The organism is Butyrivibrio sp. AE3004, assembly GCF_000703165.1.
GTDB lineage: Bacteria > Bacillota > Clostridia > Lachnospirales > Lachnospiraceae > Butyrivibrio.
Map to the genome: position 1 here is coordinate 3,562,293 of NZ_JNLQ01000002.1, position 17,553 is coordinate 3,579,845.

The following is a 17,553-nucleotide window of genomic DNA, read 5'->3' on the forward strand; positions in this document are numbered from 1 at the left end:
AATATCCTGAATTTCCTCCGAGAAGAGGAAGTCATCAGCTTGGCTGACGGATGAGGTTAAAGGGAGAAAAAAGTTAATGGTAGTACAGGACGCAGTTAAGAAGGAAACCACGTATATTGCTGTGGGGACAGCGGTGGCAAGCCTTATCGTTATAATTCTGTTTTTTGTTTTGCATCAAGTGGTACCGAGTGATGCGCCTTTTGGCTATAAGGTACCTTTTGATTATACGATCTTCATAGGGGCGATAGGCGGAACTATCGTTGCTGTGGGTAACTTCTTCTGGATGGGACTTACAGTGCAGAAGATCACAGGGATGAGTGAAGAGGAGACGGACAGGGCGAGAAGCACCATGGCTGTGAGTCTGAGATATCGTACAATGATGCAGCTGTTATGGGTCATCCTGTCAATCTTCGTTCCGGTTATTAATCTTGTAACCGGCGTGATTCCTCTTTTTATTCCGAGCATTTTAATAAAAATTCGCGGGATACTAACTGCGAGGAAAGGAAGGTGATTCTAAAGTATGAACTTTGAAGTAGCCGGCAGTAAGATCTATTACACTATCCACACCGGAATACCTGTACTTGGTGATTTCAATATCACGGAGACATTGGTAGTCAGCTGGATTGTAATGGCAATCATAACGCTGCTGTGTATCTTCCTGACGAGAAACCTTCAGGTCGAGAATATTTCAAAGCGCCAGGCGGTTGCAGAGATGATAGTTGAAGCAGCACACAATCTGGTTCGCAGTAATACGGGCGGAACAAAATTTGACTGGCTGATTCCATTGGTTTCAGCGATTTTCGCCACAAGTATTGTGTCAAACCTGATCTGCCTTGTAGGACTTCGAAGCCCGACAGCTGATCTTTCAACAGAAGCAGCATGGGCCATCGTAGTGTTTGTTATCATCACTGCATGTAAGATCAAAGCGGGAGGCTTCCTCGGTTATCTGAAGAGCTTTACAACGCCGATCGCTGTAATGACACCGTTCAATATCCTGTCCGAATTGGCAACGCCTGTAAGTATGGCTTGCCGTCATTTCGGTAATATCCTTTCGGGTATAGTTATTGACGGACTTATCTATGCAGCACTTGCGATTGCTTCTTCCGCATTGTTTGGACTTATCCCGGGCGCTGTGGGCGATGTACTTTCAAATATTCCGATCCTGAGCGTCGGACTCCCGGCTATTCTGGGTGTGTACTTTGACTGGTTCACAGGATGTATGCAGGCGTTTATTTTCTCAATGCTGACAATCATGTATATAGCAAATGCAGCAGAGGGTTAATCCATCTTGATCTTCCTTTTTGAGGGAGATGGCACAAAGTGTCGGATGAGGGGAAAACTTAATAAAGAAAAATCATAATAATAATCTAGGAGGATTAAAACATGAGTGATTTTCAGATTTTAGCAAAAGGTATTGCACTTGCAGGATGCGGTATCGGAGCAGGATGTGCGCTGATCGCCGGTATCGGACCCGGTATTGGTGAAGGAAATGCCGTTTCTAAGGCTCTTGAGGCAATCGGACGTCAGCCCGAGTGTAAGGGTGATGTAACAAGTACCATGCTTCTTGGTTGTGCTATTGCAGAGACAACCGGTATCTATGGTTTCGTTACAGGTCTTCTTCTGATCTTCGTAGCACCCGGCACATTCATGAACTATCTGAACTAAGTTACAGGCCTTTTAGAAAATACGGAGGTACACGAATGGGCACACAGGATCTAGTTACTATCGTTCCGTGGACGTTCATAGCACAGATTTGCAACCTCTTCATTCAGCTCTGGCTCATTAAGAAATTCCTTTTCAAACCTATAAACGAGGTTATTGAGAAGAGAAGACAGCTCACTGAAAATGAGATCAAGGGAGCTCGCGAGGCCAAGGAAAAAGCTGAAGCAATGAAGAAGGAATATGAGACAAGCCTTTCTTCCGCACAGGCACAGGCAGCAGACATTGTTGCATCTGCAACCAAGGAAGCTCAGGGCAAGGCTGACACTATTGTTAAGGAAGCTGAGAAGCAGGCCAAGGGTCTCATGGAGAGAGCAGAAGCTGATATCGAACAGGAAAAGAAAAAAGCCATCAACGAGGCTAAGGACACCATCGGCGGTCTTGCAATGGATATTGCAGGAAAAGTCGTGGAGAAGGAAATCAACGAGAACGATCATAAGAAACTTATCGATGAATTCATTAACAATGTAGGGGAGGCGTCATGACCAAGGCTGGAGATTTATACGGACAAAGTCTGTATGATCTGGCGCTTTCGGAAAACCTTACGGATGATATCTTAAGTCAGATGGAGTCGGTAAAAGAGATTTTTAAAGAAAATCCCGATTACATAACGCTCTTGTCAGAGCCCTCGATTCCAAGAAAAGAGAGACTTAAGCTGGTAGATGAAGCCTTTGACGGGCAGCTGCAGCCATATCTTTTGAACTTCATAAAAATCCTCATTGAAAGAGGTCTTTTAAGACAGTTTTCAGCATGTGAAAAGAGGTTCAGGAGCAGCTATAACAAGGATCACGGTATTGCGGAAGCAATTGTGACAAGTGCTATAACACTTAACGAGTCGCAGGTTAGCGCTCTTAAGTCAAAGCTTGAATCCATCAGCGGCAAGAAGATTCTTCTGACTCAGAAAACCGATGAAGCTGTTCTCGGTGGAATCCGTGTGGAGATTGAAGGTAAGCTCTATGACGGAACAGTTCAGGGGCGCCTTGATGAGCTCCGCAAAAAGGTTGACGAGACAGTCCTATAAGAAAGAATAAAACCCACGGAGGCTTTTAGAATGGAATTAAAACCAGAAAAAATATCCGAGGTGATTCGAAGCCAGATCAAAAACTATCAAAATGCGATCATTCAGAATGAGACCGGTACAGTTCTCACCGTTGGTGACGGTATTTCCAGAGTTAGCGGACTTTTGAATTGTATGTCGGGTGAGCTGTTGGAGTTCGAGAACGGCACATTCGGAATGGCTCAGAACCTCGAAGAAACAGTAGTATCCGCGGTTCTGTTCGGAGAAGATGTAGGTATCAGCGAAGGACAGACCGTTAAGCGTACCGGACGCGTTGTTTCCGTTCCGGTAGGTGACGCGATGATAGGCCGTGTAGTTAACGCTATCGGACAGCCGATTGATGGCGCAGGCCCTATCGAATCAGATGATTACAGACCTGTTGAGATAAAGGCACCGGGTATCATTGAAAGACAGCCCGTTAAAGAGCCTTTACAGACCGGTATCAAGGCTATCGACTCCATGATCCCGATCGGACGTGGACAGCGTGAGCTTATTATCGGTGACCGTCAGACAGGTAAAACCACAATTGCAATAGATACCATCATCAACCAGAAGGGTAAGGATGTTATTTGTATCTACGTTGCAATAGGACAGAAGAGATCTACAGTTACATCACTTGTGGCTGAACTGCAGAATGCAGGCGCTATGGAATATTCCATAGTCGTAGCTGCAACGGCTTCAGAGCCCAGTCCTCTGCAGTACATTGCGCCTTACACAGGCTGCACCATGGGTGAGTACTTCATGAATAAGGGTAAGCATGTGCTTGTTATCTATGATGACCTTTCAAAGCACGCAGTTGCATACAGAGCACTATCACTACTTATCCGCAGACCTCCGGGACGTGAGGCATATCCCGGTGACGTATTCTACCTGCATTCAAGACTTCTTGAGAGAGCTGCTAAGCTTTCTGATGAAAACGGAGGAGGATCACTTACAGCCCTTCCTATCATCGAGACACAGGCGGGTGACGTATCTGCTTACATTCCTACAAACGTTATCTCCATTACTGATGGACAGATATTCCTTGAGACCGAGCTTTTCCACTCAGGTATCATGCCTGCGGTTAACCCCGGTATCTCGGTATCGCGAGTAGGTGGTAATGCTCAGATCAAAGCCATGAAGAAGGTTGCAGGTACACTTAAGCTGATTTATTCACAGTATCGTGAGCTGCAGAGCTTTGCTCAGTTCGGTTCAGACCTAGATGAAGACACAAAGTCACGTCTTGCACAGGGTGAAAGAATCGTGGAAGTTCTTAAACAGGACAAGAGCTCACCGGTTGCTGTTGAAAAGCAGGTTGCCATTTTGTACGCAGTTATCAATAACGTTCTTACAGAGGTAGCTGTTACCGATATTGCTGAGTATGAGGCAGGTCTTTTTGAGTATCTTGACACAAATCCTGATGGCAGCGACGTTATGAAGACTATTCGCGAGACAGGAAAGCTTGAGTCTGATACAGAAGAAAAGATGAAGAGCGTACTTAAGGCATACACGGACAAATTCCTTGCAGGAAAGAAATGATAACGGAGGATGATACATGGCTGCTAATATGAAGGCTGTGAAGCTCCGGATAAAAAGCGTGCAGAGCACAATGCAGATTACAAAGGCGATGCAGCTGGTTGCTGCCAGCAAACTGCGAAAGGCTAAGGAAAGGGCAGACAATTCCAAGCCGTATCTGAACACTTTGCTCGATACATTGCAGAGCATCGCCAGTGAAAACCATGATTTTCAATCTCCCTATACTAAGGTCGGGAAAAATGATAAGTGGTTGTACGTTGTAATCGCAGGTGACAGAGGACTTGCAGGTGGATATAACTCAAACCTGTTTAAGTTCATGGAGAGCGAGACTAAGGGACGTGATATAGAGGTTCTTCCTATTGGTAAAAAATCAGTGGAGTACTTCAAACACAGAAATGTTCCGATTTTCACCGAGGAGTTTGCAGAGGTTGCAAAGGTTACTATCTCAGAGTGCTTCTCGGTTGCCAAGATTTTATGTGATGCATATAAGGAAGGCAGATTCGGACATATTTTCCTGTGTTATACGGATTTTGTATCCATGATGTCACAGGTTCCGAAGGCAAGCCCGATCCTTCCGTTGTCAGATCTGGCATCAGAGGAGGAATCACATAAAAAGGCGAAATCGCTTATTCTGTACGAGCCGGACAGTGAGACTGTTTTCAACGCAGTCGTTCCGGAGTATTTGGCGGGAGTGCTGTATTCCAGTATCAATATCTCAGTTGCGAGCGAACTTGCAGCTAGAAGAACTGCGATGGAAGCAGCTACCGACAACGCAGAAGAAATGATTGAAACGTTAAGTCTGTACTATAACAGAGCACGACAGGCAAGCATCACGCAGGAGATTACGGAGATTGTTGCCGGTGCCGAAGAACCATAAAAAGTTGTCTTCATAATAGATAAAAGTAACTCTTGGCTTCTTACCAAGTGGAAGACAAAAGTAGTTCTTCCTTACCAAGTGGAAGACAAAAGTAGTTCTTCCTTACCAAGTGGAAGACAAAAGTAGTTCTTCACTTCCAAGTGGAAGACAAAAGTAGTTCTTCACTTCCAAGTGGAAGACAAAAGTAGTTCTTCACTTCCAAGTGGAAGACAAAAGTAACTCTTGCCTTCCCCCTTTTAGGGGGAAGGTGGCACGAAGTGCCGGATGAGGGGAAGACAAAGAGAAAAAGGAGTACTCACAATGAGTGAAAAACATGTTGGAAAGGTAATTCAGGTAACAGGACCTGTCCTTGACATTCGTTTTGGCGAGGGTGAGCTGCCGGATCTGCATAGTGCTATTGAAATAAAGAATGGTGATGCCACTCTTATAGCTGAGGTTGCACAACAGATAGGTGATGATGTCGTTCGTTGTATTGCAATGAGCTCCACGGACGGACTTGTTCGTGGAATTGATGCGGTTGACACGGCAGCACCGATTTCAGTTCCGGTAGGTGACGAGTGTCTTGGAAGAATTTTCAATCTGCTTGGTGAGCCGGTTGATAATCAGCCTGCACCGACAACACAGGAGAGATGGCCTATTCACAGACCGGCTCCTTCGTTCGAGGATCAGGTTCCTGCGACTGAGATTTTTGAAACAGGTATTAAGGTAGTAGACCTTATCTGCCCTTATGCAAAGGGTGGTAAGATCGGTTTGTTCGGTGGTGCGGGAGTTGGTAAAACCGTCCTCATCATGGAGCTTATCAATAACGTTGCTAAGGCACACGGTGGTATTTCAGTATTTACCGGTGTTGGAGAACGTACCCGTGAGGGTAACGACCTTTACGGAGAAATGAAGGAAAGTGGAGTTATTAACAAGACTGCACTGGTTTACGGACAGATGAATGAGCCTCCGGGAGCACGTATGAGAGTTGCTCTTTCCGGACTTACAATGGCTGAGTATTATCGTGATGTTAAGAATCAGGACGTGCTTCTTTTCATTGATAATATCTTCCGTTTCACACAGGCCGGTTCTGAGGTTTCAGCGCTGCTTGGTCGTATGCCTTCAGCCGTTGGTTATCAGCCTACACTGGCAACAGAGATGGGTGCGCTGCAGGAGCGTATCACATCAACAAAGAAGGGATCAATCACATCAGTTCAGGCCGTATACGTGCCTGCCGATGACTTGACGGACCCTGCACCTGCAACAACATTCACACACTTGGATGCAACCACCGTTCTTTCCCGTGATATTGCATCAAAGGGTATTTATCCGGCAGTTGATCCTCTGGATTCCACCAGCCGTATCCTTTCGCCCGACGTAGTTGGTAAGGAACACTACGAGGTTGCCAAAGGAGTGCAGCAGGTTCTTCAGAGATATCGTGAATTGCAGGATATCATCGCTATCATGGGTATGGATGAGCTTTCCGATGAAGATAAACAGACAGTATTCAGAGCACGTAAGGTTCAGAACTTCCTGTCACAGAGCTTCTCAGTTGCTGAGCAGTTCACAGGACTTCCGGGCAAATACGTTCCTTTGAAGGAAACCATCCGCGGATTTAAGATGATCCTTAACGGCGAGTGTGACGACCTTCCGGAATCAGCATTCCTGCTGGTCGGAACAATTGATGAAGTGTTCGAAAAAGCTAAGAAGAACTGATAATACTAAGGGAGTATTCTCAAATAGTTGGAAGAAGTCAGCAAAATAAAGCCTTCCCCTTGAAAGGGGGAAGGTGTCAGCGAAGCTGACGGATGAGGGTTGAAAATATATGGCTACATATCATTTACAGGTCGTATCCCTGGATGGATTGGAATATGAGGGCGAGGTCGAGAAGATCATGCTCCGAACGATAGACGGTGATGTCGAGATTTTGGCGAGACATACTAACTACTGCACGGGAATCGGCATGGGAACAGCTCACGTAACACTTGCCAATGGCACTGAGCGCAAAGCTGCCTGTATAGGCGGAATGCTTTCTGTCATGGAGGGTGAGGTCCGAGTACTTCCGACAACCTGGGAGTGGAGCGACGAGATAGATGTGGAACGCGCACGCTCAGCCAAAGCCAGGGCAGAGGAAAGGCTGAGGGATGCACAGCTTACCAAGGAAGCAAGAGTGCGCGCAGAAGCCAAGCTTTATCGTGCACTTGTGAGAATTGGTTCCGCACAGTAAAAAAATAAATATAAAGGCGCCGTGGCTTGCCGAGGGGGGCTTGCTGTGGCGCTTTTCATTTTTTTAGGCAGGTTTTTTGAGTGAACCCTGCCTCATTTTATGTGAATTATATATTTAATATCGTAAGCGACAAATAAATGGTGTTGAACCATGTATGGATACATGATATGATTTTTCTTATTAAAAATATAAAACAGAGGTTGCAAAAGATGAGACGTTGATTGTCTGACAAAAAAGTAAAACAAAAATTATTTTTGCCTGCTTGGCAGGCTTGTTTTTGTACGCTTACAGTCAGATTATCATATACGTTGATGGCCTTAGTTTATTTTATATAAGGTTTTATTGTGATGGATATGACTGCTTTGCGTACAGGAATGTATGCAAAGCAGTTTTTTCGTTACAAATTTTTACTTTTTTGTTGGAGGATCCGTTTGATGAATAAATATAATATAGACAATCTGGAAATTATGTCATTCTTAAGTGGCCTTGTTTTCTTTGCACCGGTAGCACTTTTGGTTAGGACGCGGGCAGGAATTGACCTTGATCAATTCTTTATTTTGCAAGCCACTTTGTCACTTGTGATTTTCTTAGGAGAAATTCCTACAGGGAAAATTACTGATTTTGTGGGATATAAGAACACTATTGTTCTGTCGCAATTCATGTTTTTGATCGCAAGAAGCTTGATGTTAGCTGCTTTTATAACAAAGAACTACTACTTGTTCCTTTCAGAAGCCATCATAGAAGGAATTGCAATCAGTTTTACCTCGGGAACTATCAGCGCATATCTTTATCATAAATATGATGAAGGTAAGTATGTTGTGAAAAACGCCAGGGTAAACAATTTCAGTACTGCCGGTTTTATTGTCAGTACCATTATGTACGCAGGCATTTATCATTTCTTTGGAATTGAAGGATTACTGGTTCTCACTGTTACGATGAATGTTATAGCAGTTTATGTAAGCTTTGGTGTAGAAAGGGAGCATCACGGAAAAGACCATACTACTGACACGCAGGTTGCTGAGAAGAATAAGTTATTCATTCTAAAATTCAATGCTGAGAATATCGCAATCATGGTAACCCTGGCGCTTGTTAGCATATCCTTTATCCTGATCAACTTCTTTTATGTAGATAAGCTCAAAATACTTGGAATATCCGAAGAATGGATGACAGCAATTATTCTTGGATATTCTGTGTTCCAGATGGCATCGGAAAAGATTATTGCCATTATTGGAGAGGAAAACTATTTCAAGGCTTTCATAATCGGCTTCATCGTTTCGGGGATCTGTATGCTTGTTTTCGGGGGTGTGAATTCCAAGCTGATTATTATCCCAATCATGCTATTTCTTCCGCTTGTAGTTTCAGTTCCTTCATATATATTTGATGGAATTGAAAATGAAATCGTTGATAAAAATCATCTTGGAGATAGGCGGGCGGAAGTTCTATCGGCTTACAATATGGGAGTAAGTCTTGTGGAAGTATTATTTCTTTTTGCATCAGCATATGTTTCAGGGCTTGGAATATCTGCATGCTTTACCGTGGTTGGAGTGCTAATGCTACTCCTTGCGGGAGCACATGTAGTCTTAAGATAAAAGGCTTTTTCTGAAGTTTGTAGCAAAATGAACCCCCTTGTTGTTTGATGCGACCATCATAACAAAAGGGGGGCTGATTTATACAGCACTATTTATTTGCCGGAATATTTTTTCTCCATGGATATAACAATTCCGGTATATGCTTCAACTTCATAGGTATATTTATATTTTCCGTTTTTAAAAGTCACCTTGAAGAAGGTTACGTCTTCGTCATCATCTTCAGTGGCCTTGGAAACCTTGAGGTTTTTAAGGAAGGATTTCTTTAAGCGGGCATCTTTCTGAACAGCCTTCTTTACCACATCAACAGTTACGGCTTTTTTTGCGACTTCTTCTTCATCATCATCAGGTTCCTCATATAAGTCTTTATCGGAAAGGTCCCATTTTGCCTCAAGTATCTGGCCTGAGGTTGCGTGGATTACGTATTCATACTCTTTTGTTTCAGTAGAAAAGGCGAGTTTGTATTTCGGCTTTTTGCCTTTTTCAAGTTCTGCCTCGTCAAATTCTTCGACAGCGGACTTCTTCAATTTTGCATCTTTGAGGGCGATGCTCTCGGCCTTTTTTTCGGTTATGTATTTTTTAGCAGCTTGTACGACTATTACCGATGTCTGCCCAGTTATAGCACCTATAGGTGATGCTCCGGCAAGTGTACCGATTGCCAGGGCAGCAGCCATGAAAGCGGATGCTGCGGTTTTAAATCTGATAAAAGCTTTTTTGCTCATGTAATTACCTCCTCATTCGATCTAAGAAACAAGCTGATGCGAAAAGTATCCGTAATTATATGTTACATCATATTCTCATTTATAATTCGAAACATTCTCTAAAGGTTCTCTAAAGCTTACGTGCATGGGATGAGCTACAATGTAAAAAGGCCCAAAATATACGGATGAAAATTGTATAGTATTAACCATTGAGGAAAATAGGGGTTTAACATATAATGTGTGTACGTACACGGATTTCTGATATGTTTTTGGATAAAAGTATTATTCCGGAGGATATCGGAGCCACAGAAAGAGAAGGAGATAAGGCTATGAAGATATTAAGCGTAACAGACAAGGAATTTAAAGAATACGGAAGAATTGTTGAGGGATACAGTGTATCAGAGATTCTTAAGACACTTGAGAACGACACACCCTGTCCGGAGGGCGTTGTTTATGTGGCTGAAGATGAGAAGCTGATGGCAACAAGCGATACTAAGGATCTTGGGACAAGCCTGTTCGGCGGAATGCCTTTTCAGTTTGGATATTGCAACGGACACAACACAAAGATGAACTGCCTTGAATACCACAGAGACAGTGAGTTCAATCTTGGTACAGAGGATTTCATTTTACTTCTTGCTAAGCTTAGCGACATAGAGGACGGCAAGCTTGATTCATCAAAGGTTGTAGCTTTCAAGTGCCCTAAGGGAGTGCTTGTAGAAGTATATGCTTCAACACTTCATTATGCACCCTGCCATGCAGATGCTTCAAAGGGCTTTAAGGTTCTCATCGCTCTTCCTAAGGGAACAAATGTAGGCACAACAAAGACAGCAGGTAAGAACCTTGATGACAGAACACTTTTTGCAACAAACAAGTGGCTTCTTGCGCACAAGGATGCTTCTGAGATTGCTGACGGTGCATACGAAGGCATCACAGGAGAGAACATTGATATTGCTTCACTCATCTGATGGCAGATAGTACTTATGGGCTATAGCTTTCATGGAAGAAGAAATGAGTCTAAGACACTCATTTTCGATAGAAGGAAAGCGGATAAAACTACTGGCCTTTCCTTAGGGGAGGTGTCAGCTAAGCTGACGGATGAGGGGAAAATGGCAACGATAACAGAAATAGCGAAGAAAGCCGGAGTCTCAATAGGCACGGTAGATCGCGTTTTGCACAACAGAGGTTATGTTAAGGCGGAAACAAGAGAGCGTGTCGAGAAAGCGTGTGAAGAGCTTCATTATGAGCCAAATCGTGTGGCTCAGGGGCTTGCGGTAAGGAAAAAGAAGCTGAGATTTCTTTTCATGATACCCAAGACGCAGTATAGTCCGTTCTTTATTCCTGTAAGGGAAAGTGCAGAAAAAAAGGCAAAATCACTTGAAGCATATGCTGCGACCACGGACATTATTGAATATCCTGATAGTGAAGACGAAGAGAAAGCACTTTTGCAGTCGCTAAAAAAGACTCTCGGAGAATATGATGGTGTTTGCATAACCGGAACGGATTCCAGGGTCAACGATCTGATAATTGAAGAGCAGAAAAAGAGGGAATTACCTCTTGTTTTTTATAACAGCAGACTGGATGGGGTTGAACATCTTGCTTATGTCGGATGCGATTATATTGCTTCGGGAAGGCTTGCAGCAGGACTGTCTGCAATGGCAGGCGGTGAAAATGCCAGGATATGCTTTTTTACTGAATATGACAGTATTAAAGAGAGTGCGACGGAGAGAATTCGTGGCTTTTCCAATGAGATGAATTCACGTTATCCGGACATGGAGCTTCTGGGAAAATGGAGTATTGCCCTTGATCGTGAAGAAAACAGGCGGGCTGTCAGAGAGATGCTGACAAAGTATCCCGAAACTAATGTGGTGTATGTTATAAATCCCAGGGATTATGACATCTGCAGGCTTATTGCAGCCGAGGATACATCGCATAAGGTGAGGATTATTACCAACGACCTTGTGGCTGTCCAGTATGAGATGTTTCACAAGGGAATGATAACTGCAACAATATGTCAGGAACCTGAAAAGCAGGGAAAGCTTTCTTTGGAAATTTTATTTAACTATCTTGCTTATGGGACAGTTCCCAAGAAGGTGAATTATACGGAGCTTAGCATACATATTGAACAGAATTTGTAGGCCCTCATCCGGCGCTGCGCGCCACCTGTCTTCACTTCGTTACGGTCCGCGCTAAGCCAACGTTCCCCGGACGCCGAGCGCCAAAGAGGGGGAAGGCAGGAGGAGTAATTAACAAATTTTCGCATTCATTTCTGTGAAATATGTCGTGTTGACAAAGAACACTGCAAAACTTATGATTTAGTAGATGCGTGAACGTACACACATTTTAAAAAGTTCACATTATCAGATGGCTTATAGCGGTATCGAAAAGCTGAAAACCGCATAAAAACAGCAATTAGAATAATATTTATTTAAGGGTAGGAGGAAAAAAAGAATGAACAACATTCCCCAGGTTAAAATTGGTCTGGTAGCAGTCAGCCGTGACTGTTTCCCGGCATCACTTGCAATCAATCGTAGAAAGGCATTAGTTGATAGCTACAAGAAGCTTTACAACGACGTAGATGTTTATGAGTGCCCTGTCTGCATCATCGAGTCAGAGACTCAGACACTTGAGGCTCTTGAGGATGTTAAGAAGGCAGGATGTAATGCACTTTGCGTATATCTTGGTAACTTTGGTCCTGAAATTTCTGAGACACTTCTTGCTGAGAAGTTTGATGGTCCTGTAATGTTCTGCGCAGCTGCAGAGGAGACACAGAACGACCTTATCGATGGCCGTGGTGATGCTTACTGCGGTATGCTTAACGCAAGCTACAACCTTCACCTTAGAGGTGTTAAGGCTTATATTCCTGAGTATCCTGTTGGAACAGCAGATGAGTGCGCTAAGATGATCAACGAGTTCGTTCCGATCGCAAGAGCACTTTATGGTCTTTCAGAACTCAAGGTTATCAGCTTCGGCCCTCGTCCGATGAACTTCCTTGCTTGTAACGCTCCTATTCAGCAGATCTACAACATGGGTGCTGAGATTGAAGAGAACTCAGAGCTTGATCTTTTCGAGAGCTTCAACAAGCATGCCGGTGATTCAAGAATCGCTGAAGTTGTTGCAGACATGGAGAAGGAACTTGGCGCAGGCAACAAGAAGCCTGAAATCCTTGAGAAGCTTGCTCAGTACGAGCTTACACTTCTTGACTGGATCGAAGAGCACAGAGGCGGCAAGAAGTTCGTTTGTATCGCCGGTAAGTGCTGGCCTGCATTCCAGACACAGTTTGGTTTCGTTCCCTGCTATGTAAACAGCCGTCTTACAGGCCGTGGAATTCCGGTATCCTGTGAAGTAGATATCTACGGTGCAATCAGTGAGTTCCTTGGAACATGCATCTCTAACGACGCTGTTACGCTTCTTGATATCAACAACTCTGTACCTGCTGATATGTACGAAGAGTCCATCAAGGGCAAGTTCGACTACAAGCACACAGATACATTCATGGGCTTCCACTGCGGTAATACATGCACAAGCAAGCTTTCAAGCTGCGAGATGAAGTTCCAGAGAATTATGGCCAGAAACCTTCCTGAAGAAGTTACACAGGGAACACTTGAAGGTGACATCGCTCCCGGCGAAATCACATTCTACAGACTGCAGAGCACATCTGATAACCACCTTCGCGCATATGTAGCACAGGGTGAGGTTCTCAATGTTCCTACAAGATCATTCGGTGGTATCGGTGTATTCGCTATTCCGGAGATGGGACGTTTCTACAGACACGTTCTTATCCAGGGCAACTTCCCTCATCACGGTGCAGTTGCATTTGGTCACTTCGGAAAGGCTCTTTACGAAGTATTCAAGTATGTAGGCGCTGAGACAATCGGCTACAACCAGCCTGCATCACTTCCTTATCCTACAGAGAATCCTTTCGCTTAATTGAGTGATATGGTTAAATTAGCGCTTTCGGGTTTTTGCCCGAAGGCGCTTTTTTATTTCATACGAGGAAATTGCTCCGCATTCCTATGAAATGTTTAATAATTGTTGTATTATTTTTAATAAAAATTATTGCAGTTGTTTTATGATCACTCGATTATATGCTTGCAAAAATGTACCGGGAAGAAAGAGGGCTTATCAAATGAAAATAGTAGCGGCAGAAATTGACAGTGTTGGAAATGATATAGATTACAGTGTGCTTTCCAAGGCAGGGGAGGTTTCTTTTTATAAGGATAAGATAACTGTTGAAAACGCAAAGGAGAGACTCAAGGATGTGGAAATTCTTTGCATCAACAAGTCAAAGATCACAACTGAGATTCTTGACAGAACTCCTGACTTAAAGCTTATCTGCGAGTTTGCGACAGGTTTTGACAATGTTGATATTCATGAATGCGCAAAAAGAGGAATTAAGGTTGCTAATGTTGCAGGGTATTCCACAATGTCGGTTGCACAGCACACATTTGCTCTTTTGTTTTATATCATGGAATCCTTAAAGGATTATGACGAATTTGTAAAAAGCGGTGATTATGCGGCACAGGAGCATTTTTGTAAGCTTGATATACCTTTTCATGAACTTGACAAAATGACCTGGGGAATTATTGGAATGGGTAATATCGGAAGGAAGGTTGCTCAGATAGCTACATCATTTGGCGCAAAAGTGATTTTTTATTCCGCATCAGGCAGGACTGCACACAACAAAGAGGATGAGGCATATGAGATGGTAAGCTTTGATGAGCTTCTTGAAAAAAGTGATGTTTTGTCTATTCATTGCCCGCTCAGTGACAAGACAAGAAACCTTATTGATAAGGAAGCGCTTAAGAAAATGAAAAAGACTGCCATCCTCATAAATGTAGCCAGAGGACCGATAGTTAATGAAGAGGACCTGACAGAGGCCCTGTTAAATGATGAAATACAAGGGGCAGGTCTTGATGTTCTTGTGGTTGAGCCTATGAAAAAAGACAGTCCGCTTCTTAAAATACAGGACAGCAAAAAGCTGTTTATAACACCTCATATGGCATGGGCAAGCGTCGAAGCCAGGACCCGCTGCGTTCATGAGGTATTGGAAAATATTCTCGCTTTTAAAAGGGGCGAAAACAGGAATGTGATTAATATGTTATAAACTATAGCTTCTTGAACCTATTTTAGAGATTGAGTTCAAGAAGCCATTATTCTGTTAAAAATGCATCGATAACACTATTGACAGCGTTCTTCTGATGATCTGCTAAAAGTACATATTTTGAATTCAATTCGGCTAACTCGGTAGTAGTCTTACCTGTTTCCAATTGCTCTGAATCAGAGAAAAATTCAATAAGTGTTAAACCAAAGACATCGCAGATTCTTTCAATATTATCAATAGGGGGATATCTATTGAATTTAAAATAAGAATTCAAAGTAGATGAGGGAATATTTGCCTTTTTGGCAACTTGGTTCCTTGACATGTTATGCGATATTATGAGGTCATCAATTCGACCTAATGCATCAAACATTATTGGTGCCTCCGTTTTGTAAAATTTAATTGTGCAATCATTATAATCTAATAAGAAATGGTTGCATATATATTATTATAAAACGTAAATACGATAGACAATATGACACAAATGCGCTAAACTATAACGTAGATGCGATATGTTAGATGATAATTTAAGATATTGTCATGTTGTAAGAGTATTTCATGGGATTATCTCATGTTATATCACTTTTTCTAATCACTTAAGGAAGGAGCGGGCATATTGCCCGCTCTTTCTGATGTAAAAATGTTATTTACAAAGTGATATTAAATGATATAATAATATATATTATATTATGTGATAGTATATAAAAATGCATATAAGTATATATACAAATAAATTTAAAGGAGCAGCATCATGTCAAAAGTAAATCCCAGAACAATATCAGAGTATTATGCATTACCGGGAGAATATAATGTTGAACTGATAGATGGAGTTTTTTATGAAGTCCCTGTGAAGGGGACGCTTCATCAGGATATAGCATCATATTTTCATATATTGATAGGGGGCTATGTCAGGGAGCAGGGTATAGATTGTAAGGTTTATGAGGGACCGGTCGGTATCAGGATACTGCAGGATAACTACAACATATTTAAACCTGATCTTTTTGCGGTTTTTAATAAGGTTATTATAGGCAGGGCCGGAATTTGCGGAGCTCCGGAATTCATAATAGAGATAATTACCGATAAGGCATCAAGGCGTGCAATGAATGCCAAATTTGAGAGGTATTGTGATGCGAAGGTTAAGGAGTTATGGATAGTTGATGTTCAAGGCAGGAAGCTGGAATCCTACATATACAGCGGCGATAAGTATTTGAAAAAAGTGTATAACCTTGAGGGAGAGATACTGATAGGAACATTTAAAGAAAAGCTTAGCATTAACCTTAATGAAATAAATGATATTATTGAAGAATACGAGCTTATGAAGGACTGACCGAGAGCATGAGGTGCTTTGTCTGAATTGATTTTCCGATTTGGGCGAAATTGATTTTATTATTGACGAAAATGAATCTAATCTGAAGGCCTGCGGGGATAAACTTTATATGAATAGGACTTTGACAATCGACAGGAATAAAGAAAATTACAACTCAGATTGTTTTTATGGTTTTTGTGAAGTATCATATAATAGGTTTGAAAAAAGAACTAAAGGTGAAATAGTGAAGGAGAATTACTATGACATTAGAAGAAGCAAAGAAGAAACTTGAAGCCAACGGACAGATGCACGTTCTCAAATATTATGACGAGCTTTCAGAGGAAGAGAAGGCTGCACTCATACAGCAGATAGATGAGACGGACTTCGAAGTTTTGAAAAATGCAAAGAATCTTGGACACGGTTCTGAGAGAGGCAAGTTTGAACCTCTTGCATGCATGCAGCTTTCAGAGATTGAAAAGAGAAAAGATGAGTTCAACAAAATCGGTACAGATGCTATTAAGGCAGGTAAGGTAGCTGCATGTCTTCTTGCCGGCGGTATGGGTACAAGACTTGGATCAGATGATCCTAAGGGAATGTACAATATAGGTCTTACAAAGGAAGTATTCATTTTCCAGCGTATCATCGAGAACCTTCTTGATGTGGTTAACGCTACAGGATCATGGATTCATCTCTTCATCATGACAAGTGAGAAGAATCATGAGAAGACAGTGAACTTCCTTACTGAAAAGAATTTCTTTGGCTATAAAGCTGATAAGGTTACTTTCTTTAAGCAGGATATGGCACCCGCTTCAGACTATGAAGGCAAAGTTTATATGGAAGGAAAAGGACGTATTTCCACATCACCTAACGGAAATGCAGGATGGTTTTCTTCAATGATCAAGGCCGGTCTTGATAAGACTCTTCATGCTGAGGGTATTGAGTGGGTTAATATCTTCGCTGTTGACAATGTTCTTCAGAGAATCTGCGATCCCTGCTTTGTTGGTGCGACAATAGATCAGAAGGCTGAGGTAGGAGCTAAGGTTGTTAAGAAGAATGCTCCCGATGAAGGTGTTGGAGTTATGTGCCTTGAAGATGGCAAGCCTTCTATTGTTGAGTACTATGAGCTTACACAGGATATGATGGATGCCAAGGATGAAGCAGGTGATCCCGCTTACAACTATGGTGTTATTCTGAACTATCTCTTCAATGTACCGGCTCTTGAGCGTATTGCGAAGAACGAGCTTCCTCTTCACGTTGTTGAGAAGAAGATTCCTTATATCAATGAAAACGGTGAGTATATAAAACCTGAGACACCTAACGGATGCAAATTTGAGCAGCTTGTTCTTGATATGATCCATGAGCTTGACAGCTGCGTACCTTACGAAGTTGTTCGTGAGCATGAGTTTGCTCCTATCAAGAATAAGACAGGTAAAGATTCAGTAGAGTCAGCAAGAGAGCTCTGCAAGAAGAATGGCATAGAACTGTAAA

Annotated in this window: 19 protein-coding genes; 17 read left to right on the forward strand and 2 right to left on the reverse strand. The window is 42.6% G+C overall.

The features are described from left to right. Positions 1 to 76 precede the first annotated feature (76 nt). The 10 genes from BV60_RS0118270 to BV60_RS0118315 all read left to right on the forward strand — a co-directional run bounded on the left by BV60_RS0118270 (position 77) and on the right by BV60_RS0118315 (position 8,963). Positions 77 to 511: an ATP synthase subunit I gene (locus tag BV60_RS0118270; protein ID WP_029324026.1), complete on the forward strand. Its 435-nt coding sequence runs from the start codon at positions 77 to 79 to the stop codon at positions 509 to 511. A 9-nt stretch (positions 512 to 520) separates the two neighbouring features. Continuing rightward, positions 521 to 1,282, forward strand: coding sequence for a F0F1 ATP synthase subunit A (locus BV60_RS0118275; RefSeq protein WP_029324027.1), 762 nt, complete (start codon positions 521 to 523; stop codon positions 1,280 to 1,282). A gap of 101 nt (positions 1,283 to 1,383) precedes the next feature. Further along, positions 1,384 to 1,665, forward strand: coding sequence for an ATP synthase F0 subunit C (gene atpE, locus BV60_RS0118280; protein WP_026495813.1), 282 nt, complete (start codon positions 1,384 to 1,386; stop codon positions 1,663 to 1,665). A gap of 35 nt (positions 1,666 to 1,700) precedes the next feature. After that, the gene (atpF, locus tag BV60_RS0118285) at positions 1,701 to 2,204 is read left to right on the forward strand and encodes a F0F1 ATP synthase subunit B (RefSeq protein ID WP_029324028.1); all 504 of its coding nucleotides are present in this window, start codon (positions 1,701 to 1,703) and stop codon (positions 2,202 to 2,204) included. Further along, positions 2,201 to 2,740 carry an ATP synthase F1 subunit delta gene (gene atpH / locus BV60_RS0118290; protein ID WP_029324029.1) on the forward strand — a complete coding sequence of 180 codons (540 nt, stop codon included), beginning with the start codon at positions 2,201 to 2,203 and terminating at the stop codon, positions 2,738 to 2,740. The genes atpF and atpH overlap by 4 nt, the downstream gene beginning before the upstream one ends. Before the next feature lie 30 nt (positions 2,741 to 2,770). After that, positions 2,771 to 4,294, forward strand: a complete 1,524-nt coding sequence (gene atpA / locus BV60_RS0118295; RefSeq protein WP_029324030.1) for a F0F1 ATP synthase subunit alpha — start codon at positions 2,771 to 2,773, stop codon at positions 4,292 to 4,294. 16 nt (positions 4,295 to 4,310) lie between these two features. Then, a complete protein-coding gene (atpG, locus tag BV60_RS0118300) occupies positions 4,311 to 5,168 on the forward strand; it encodes an ATP synthase F1 subunit gamma (RefSeq protein ID WP_029324032.1) in 858 nt (285 codons plus the stop codon). A gap of 300 nt (positions 5,169 to 5,468) precedes the next feature. Next, positions 5,469 to 6,863, forward strand: a complete 1,395-nt coding sequence (gene atpD, locus BV60_RS0118305; protein WP_029324034.1) for a F0F1 ATP synthase subunit beta — start codon at positions 5,469 to 5,471, stop codon at positions 6,861 to 6,863. 109 nt (positions 6,864 to 6,972) lie between these two features. Next, positions 6,973 to 7,374, forward strand: a complete 402-nt coding sequence (gene atpC, locus BV60_RS0118310) for an ATP synthase F1 subunit epsilon (protein ID WP_029324035.1) — start codon at positions 6,973 to 6,975, stop codon at positions 7,372 to 7,374. 434 nt (positions 7,375 to 7,808) lie between these two features. Then, a complete protein-coding gene (locus tag BV60_RS0118315) occupies positions 7,809 to 8,963 on the forward strand; it encodes an MFS transporter (protein ID WP_029324037.1) in 1,155 nt (384 codons plus the stop codon). Positions 8,964 to 9,055: 92 nt separating this feature from the next. Here the strand turns inward: BV60_RS0118315 and BV60_RS0118320 are convergent, their stop codons facing one another. Then, the gene (locus BV60_RS0118320) at positions 9,056 to 9,682 is read right to left on the reverse strand and encodes a PepSY domain-containing protein (protein ID WP_029324039.1); all 627 of its coding nucleotides are present in this window, start codon (positions 9,680 to 9,682) and stop codon (positions 9,056 to 9,058) included. 215 nt (positions 9,683 to 9,897) lie between these two features. Here BV60_RS0118320 and BV60_RS0118325 point away from each other — a divergent pair, with 215 nt between their 5' ends. The 4 genes from BV60_RS0118325 to BV60_RS0118340 all read left to right on the forward strand — a co-directional run bounded on the left by BV60_RS0118325 (position 9,898) and on the right by BV60_RS0118340 (position 14,765). Continuing rightward, positions 9,898 to 10,626: a DUF4867 family protein gene (locus tag BV60_RS0118325; RefSeq protein WP_330376328.1), complete on the forward strand. Its 729-nt coding sequence runs from the start codon at positions 9,898 to 9,900 to the stop codon at positions 10,624 to 10,626. Between the two features lie 141 nt (positions 10,627 to 10,767). Beyond that, on the forward strand, positions 10,768 to 11,796 hold the full coding sequence (locus tag BV60_RS0118330; protein ID WP_197029595.1) for a LacI family DNA-binding transcriptional regulator: 1,029 nt from the start codon (positions 10,768 to 10,770) through the stop codon (positions 11,794 to 11,796). Between the two features lie 313 nt (positions 11,797 to 12,109). After that, complete coding sequence (locus BV60_RS0118335) at positions 12,110 to 13,588, forward strand: L-fucose/L-arabinose isomerase family protein (protein ID WP_029324046.1); 1,479 nt, start codon at positions 12,110 to 12,112, stop codon at positions 13,586 to 13,588. 199 nt (positions 13,589 to 13,787) lie between these two features. Continuing rightward, a complete protein-coding gene (locus tag BV60_RS0118340; protein WP_029324048.1) occupies positions 13,788 to 14,765 on the forward strand; it encodes a D-2-hydroxyacid dehydrogenase in 978 nt (325 codons plus the stop codon). Positions 14,766 to 14,811: 46 nt separating this feature from the next. Here the strand turns inward: BV60_RS0118340 and BV60_RS0118345 are convergent, their stop codons facing one another. Continuing rightward, positions 14,812 to 15,132: a helix-turn-helix domain-containing protein gene (locus BV60_RS0118345; protein WP_051656843.1), complete on the reverse strand. Its 321-nt coding sequence runs from the start codon at positions 15,130 to 15,132 to the stop codon at positions 14,812 to 14,814. A 378-nt stretch (positions 15,133 to 15,510) separates the two neighbouring features. On the opposite strand from BV60_RS0118345, the gene BV60_RS0118350 reads away from it, so the two are divergent. The 3 genes from BV60_RS0118350 to BV60_RS0118360 are packed head-to-tail and all read left to right on the forward strand — an operon-like array spanning position 15,511 to position 17,552. Then, positions 15,511 to 16,086: a Uma2 family endonuclease gene (locus tag BV60_RS0118350; protein ID WP_029324052.1), complete on the forward strand. Its 576-nt coding sequence runs from the start codon at positions 15,511 to 15,513 to the stop codon at positions 16,084 to 16,086. 40 nt (positions 16,087 to 16,126) lie between these two features. After that, on the forward strand, positions 16,127 to 16,357 hold the full coding sequence (locus BV60_RS0118355) for a hypothetical protein (protein WP_029324054.1): 231 nt from the start codon (positions 16,127 to 16,129) through the stop codon (positions 16,355 to 16,357). Further along, positions 16,326 to 17,552: a UTP--glucose-1-phosphate uridylyltransferase gene (locus BV60_RS0118360; RefSeq protein ID WP_029324056.1), complete on the forward strand. Its 1,227-nt coding sequence runs from the start codon at positions 16,326 to 16,328 to the stop codon at positions 17,550 to 17,552. The genes BV60_RS0118355 and BV60_RS0118360 overlap by 32 nt, the downstream gene beginning before the upstream one ends. Position 17,553: the final 1 nt, after the last annotated feature.

Excerpts from the sequence above, each read along its gene's own strand:
- BV60_RS0118270 (WP_029324026.1), top strand. The coding sequence starts at position 77 with ATGGTAGTACAGGACGCAGTTAAGAAGGAAACCACGTATATTGCTGTG.
- BV60_RS0118275 (WP_029324027.1), top strand. The coding sequence starts at position 521 with ATGAACTTTGAAGTAGCCGGCAGTAAGATCTATTACACTATCCACACC.
- atpE (WP_026495813.1), top strand. The coding sequence starts at position 1,384 with ATGAGTGATTTTCAGATTTTAGCAAAAGGTATTGCACTTGCAGGATGC.
- atpF (WP_029324028.1), top strand. The coding sequence starts at position 1,701 with ATGGGCACACAGGATCTAGTTACTATCGTTCCGTGGACGTTCATAGCA.
- atpH (WP_029324029.1), top strand. The coding sequence starts at position 2,201 with ATGACCAAGGCTGGAGATTTATACGGACAAAGTCTGTATGATCTGGCG.
- atpA (WP_029324030.1), top strand. The coding sequence starts at position 2,771 with ATGGAATTAAAACCAGAAAAAATATCCGAGGTGATTCGAAGCCAGATC.
- atpG (WP_029324032.1), top strand. The coding sequence starts at position 4,311 with ATGGCTGCTAATATGAAGGCTGTGAAGCTCCGGATAAAAAGCGTGCAG.
- atpD (WP_029324034.1), top strand. The coding sequence starts at position 5,469 with ATGAGTGAAAAACATGTTGGAAAGGTAATTCAGGTAACAGGACCTGTC.
- atpC (WP_029324035.1), top strand. The coding sequence starts at position 6,973 with ATGGCTACATATCATTTACAGGTCGTATCCCTGGATGGATTGGAATAT.
- BV60_RS0118315 (WP_029324037.1), top strand. The coding sequence starts at position 7,809 with ATGAATAAATATAATATAGACAATCTGGAAATTATGTCATTCTTAAGT.
- BV60_RS0118320 (WP_029324039.1), bottom strand. The coding sequence starts at position 9,682 with ATGAGCAAAAAAGCTTTTATCAGATTTAAAACCGCAGCATCCGCTTTC.
- BV60_RS0118325 (WP_330376328.1), top strand. The coding sequence starts at position 9,898 with ATGTGTGTACGTACACGGATTTCTGATATGTTTTTGGATAAAAGTATT.
- BV60_RS0118330 (WP_197029595.1), top strand. The coding sequence starts at position 10,768 with ATGGCAACGATAACAGAAATAGCGAAGAAAGCCGGAGTCTCAATAGGC.
- BV60_RS0118335 (WP_029324046.1), top strand. The coding sequence starts at position 12,110 with ATGAACAACATTCCCCAGGTTAAAATTGGTCTGGTAGCAGTCAGCCGT.
- BV60_RS0118340 (WP_029324048.1), top strand. The coding sequence starts at position 13,788 with ATGAAAATAGTAGCGGCAGAAATTGACAGTGTTGGAAATGATATAGAT.
- BV60_RS0118345 (WP_051656843.1), bottom strand. The coding sequence starts at position 15,132 with ATGTTTGATGCATTAGGTCGAATTGATGACCTCATAATATCGCATAAC.
- BV60_RS0118350 (WP_029324052.1), top strand. The coding sequence starts at position 15,511 with ATGTCAAAAGTAAATCCCAGAACAATATCAGAGTATTATGCATTACCG.
- BV60_RS0118360 (WP_029324056.1), top strand. The coding sequence starts at position 16,326 with ATGACATTAGAAGAAGCAAAGAAGAAACTTGAAGCCAACGGACAGATG.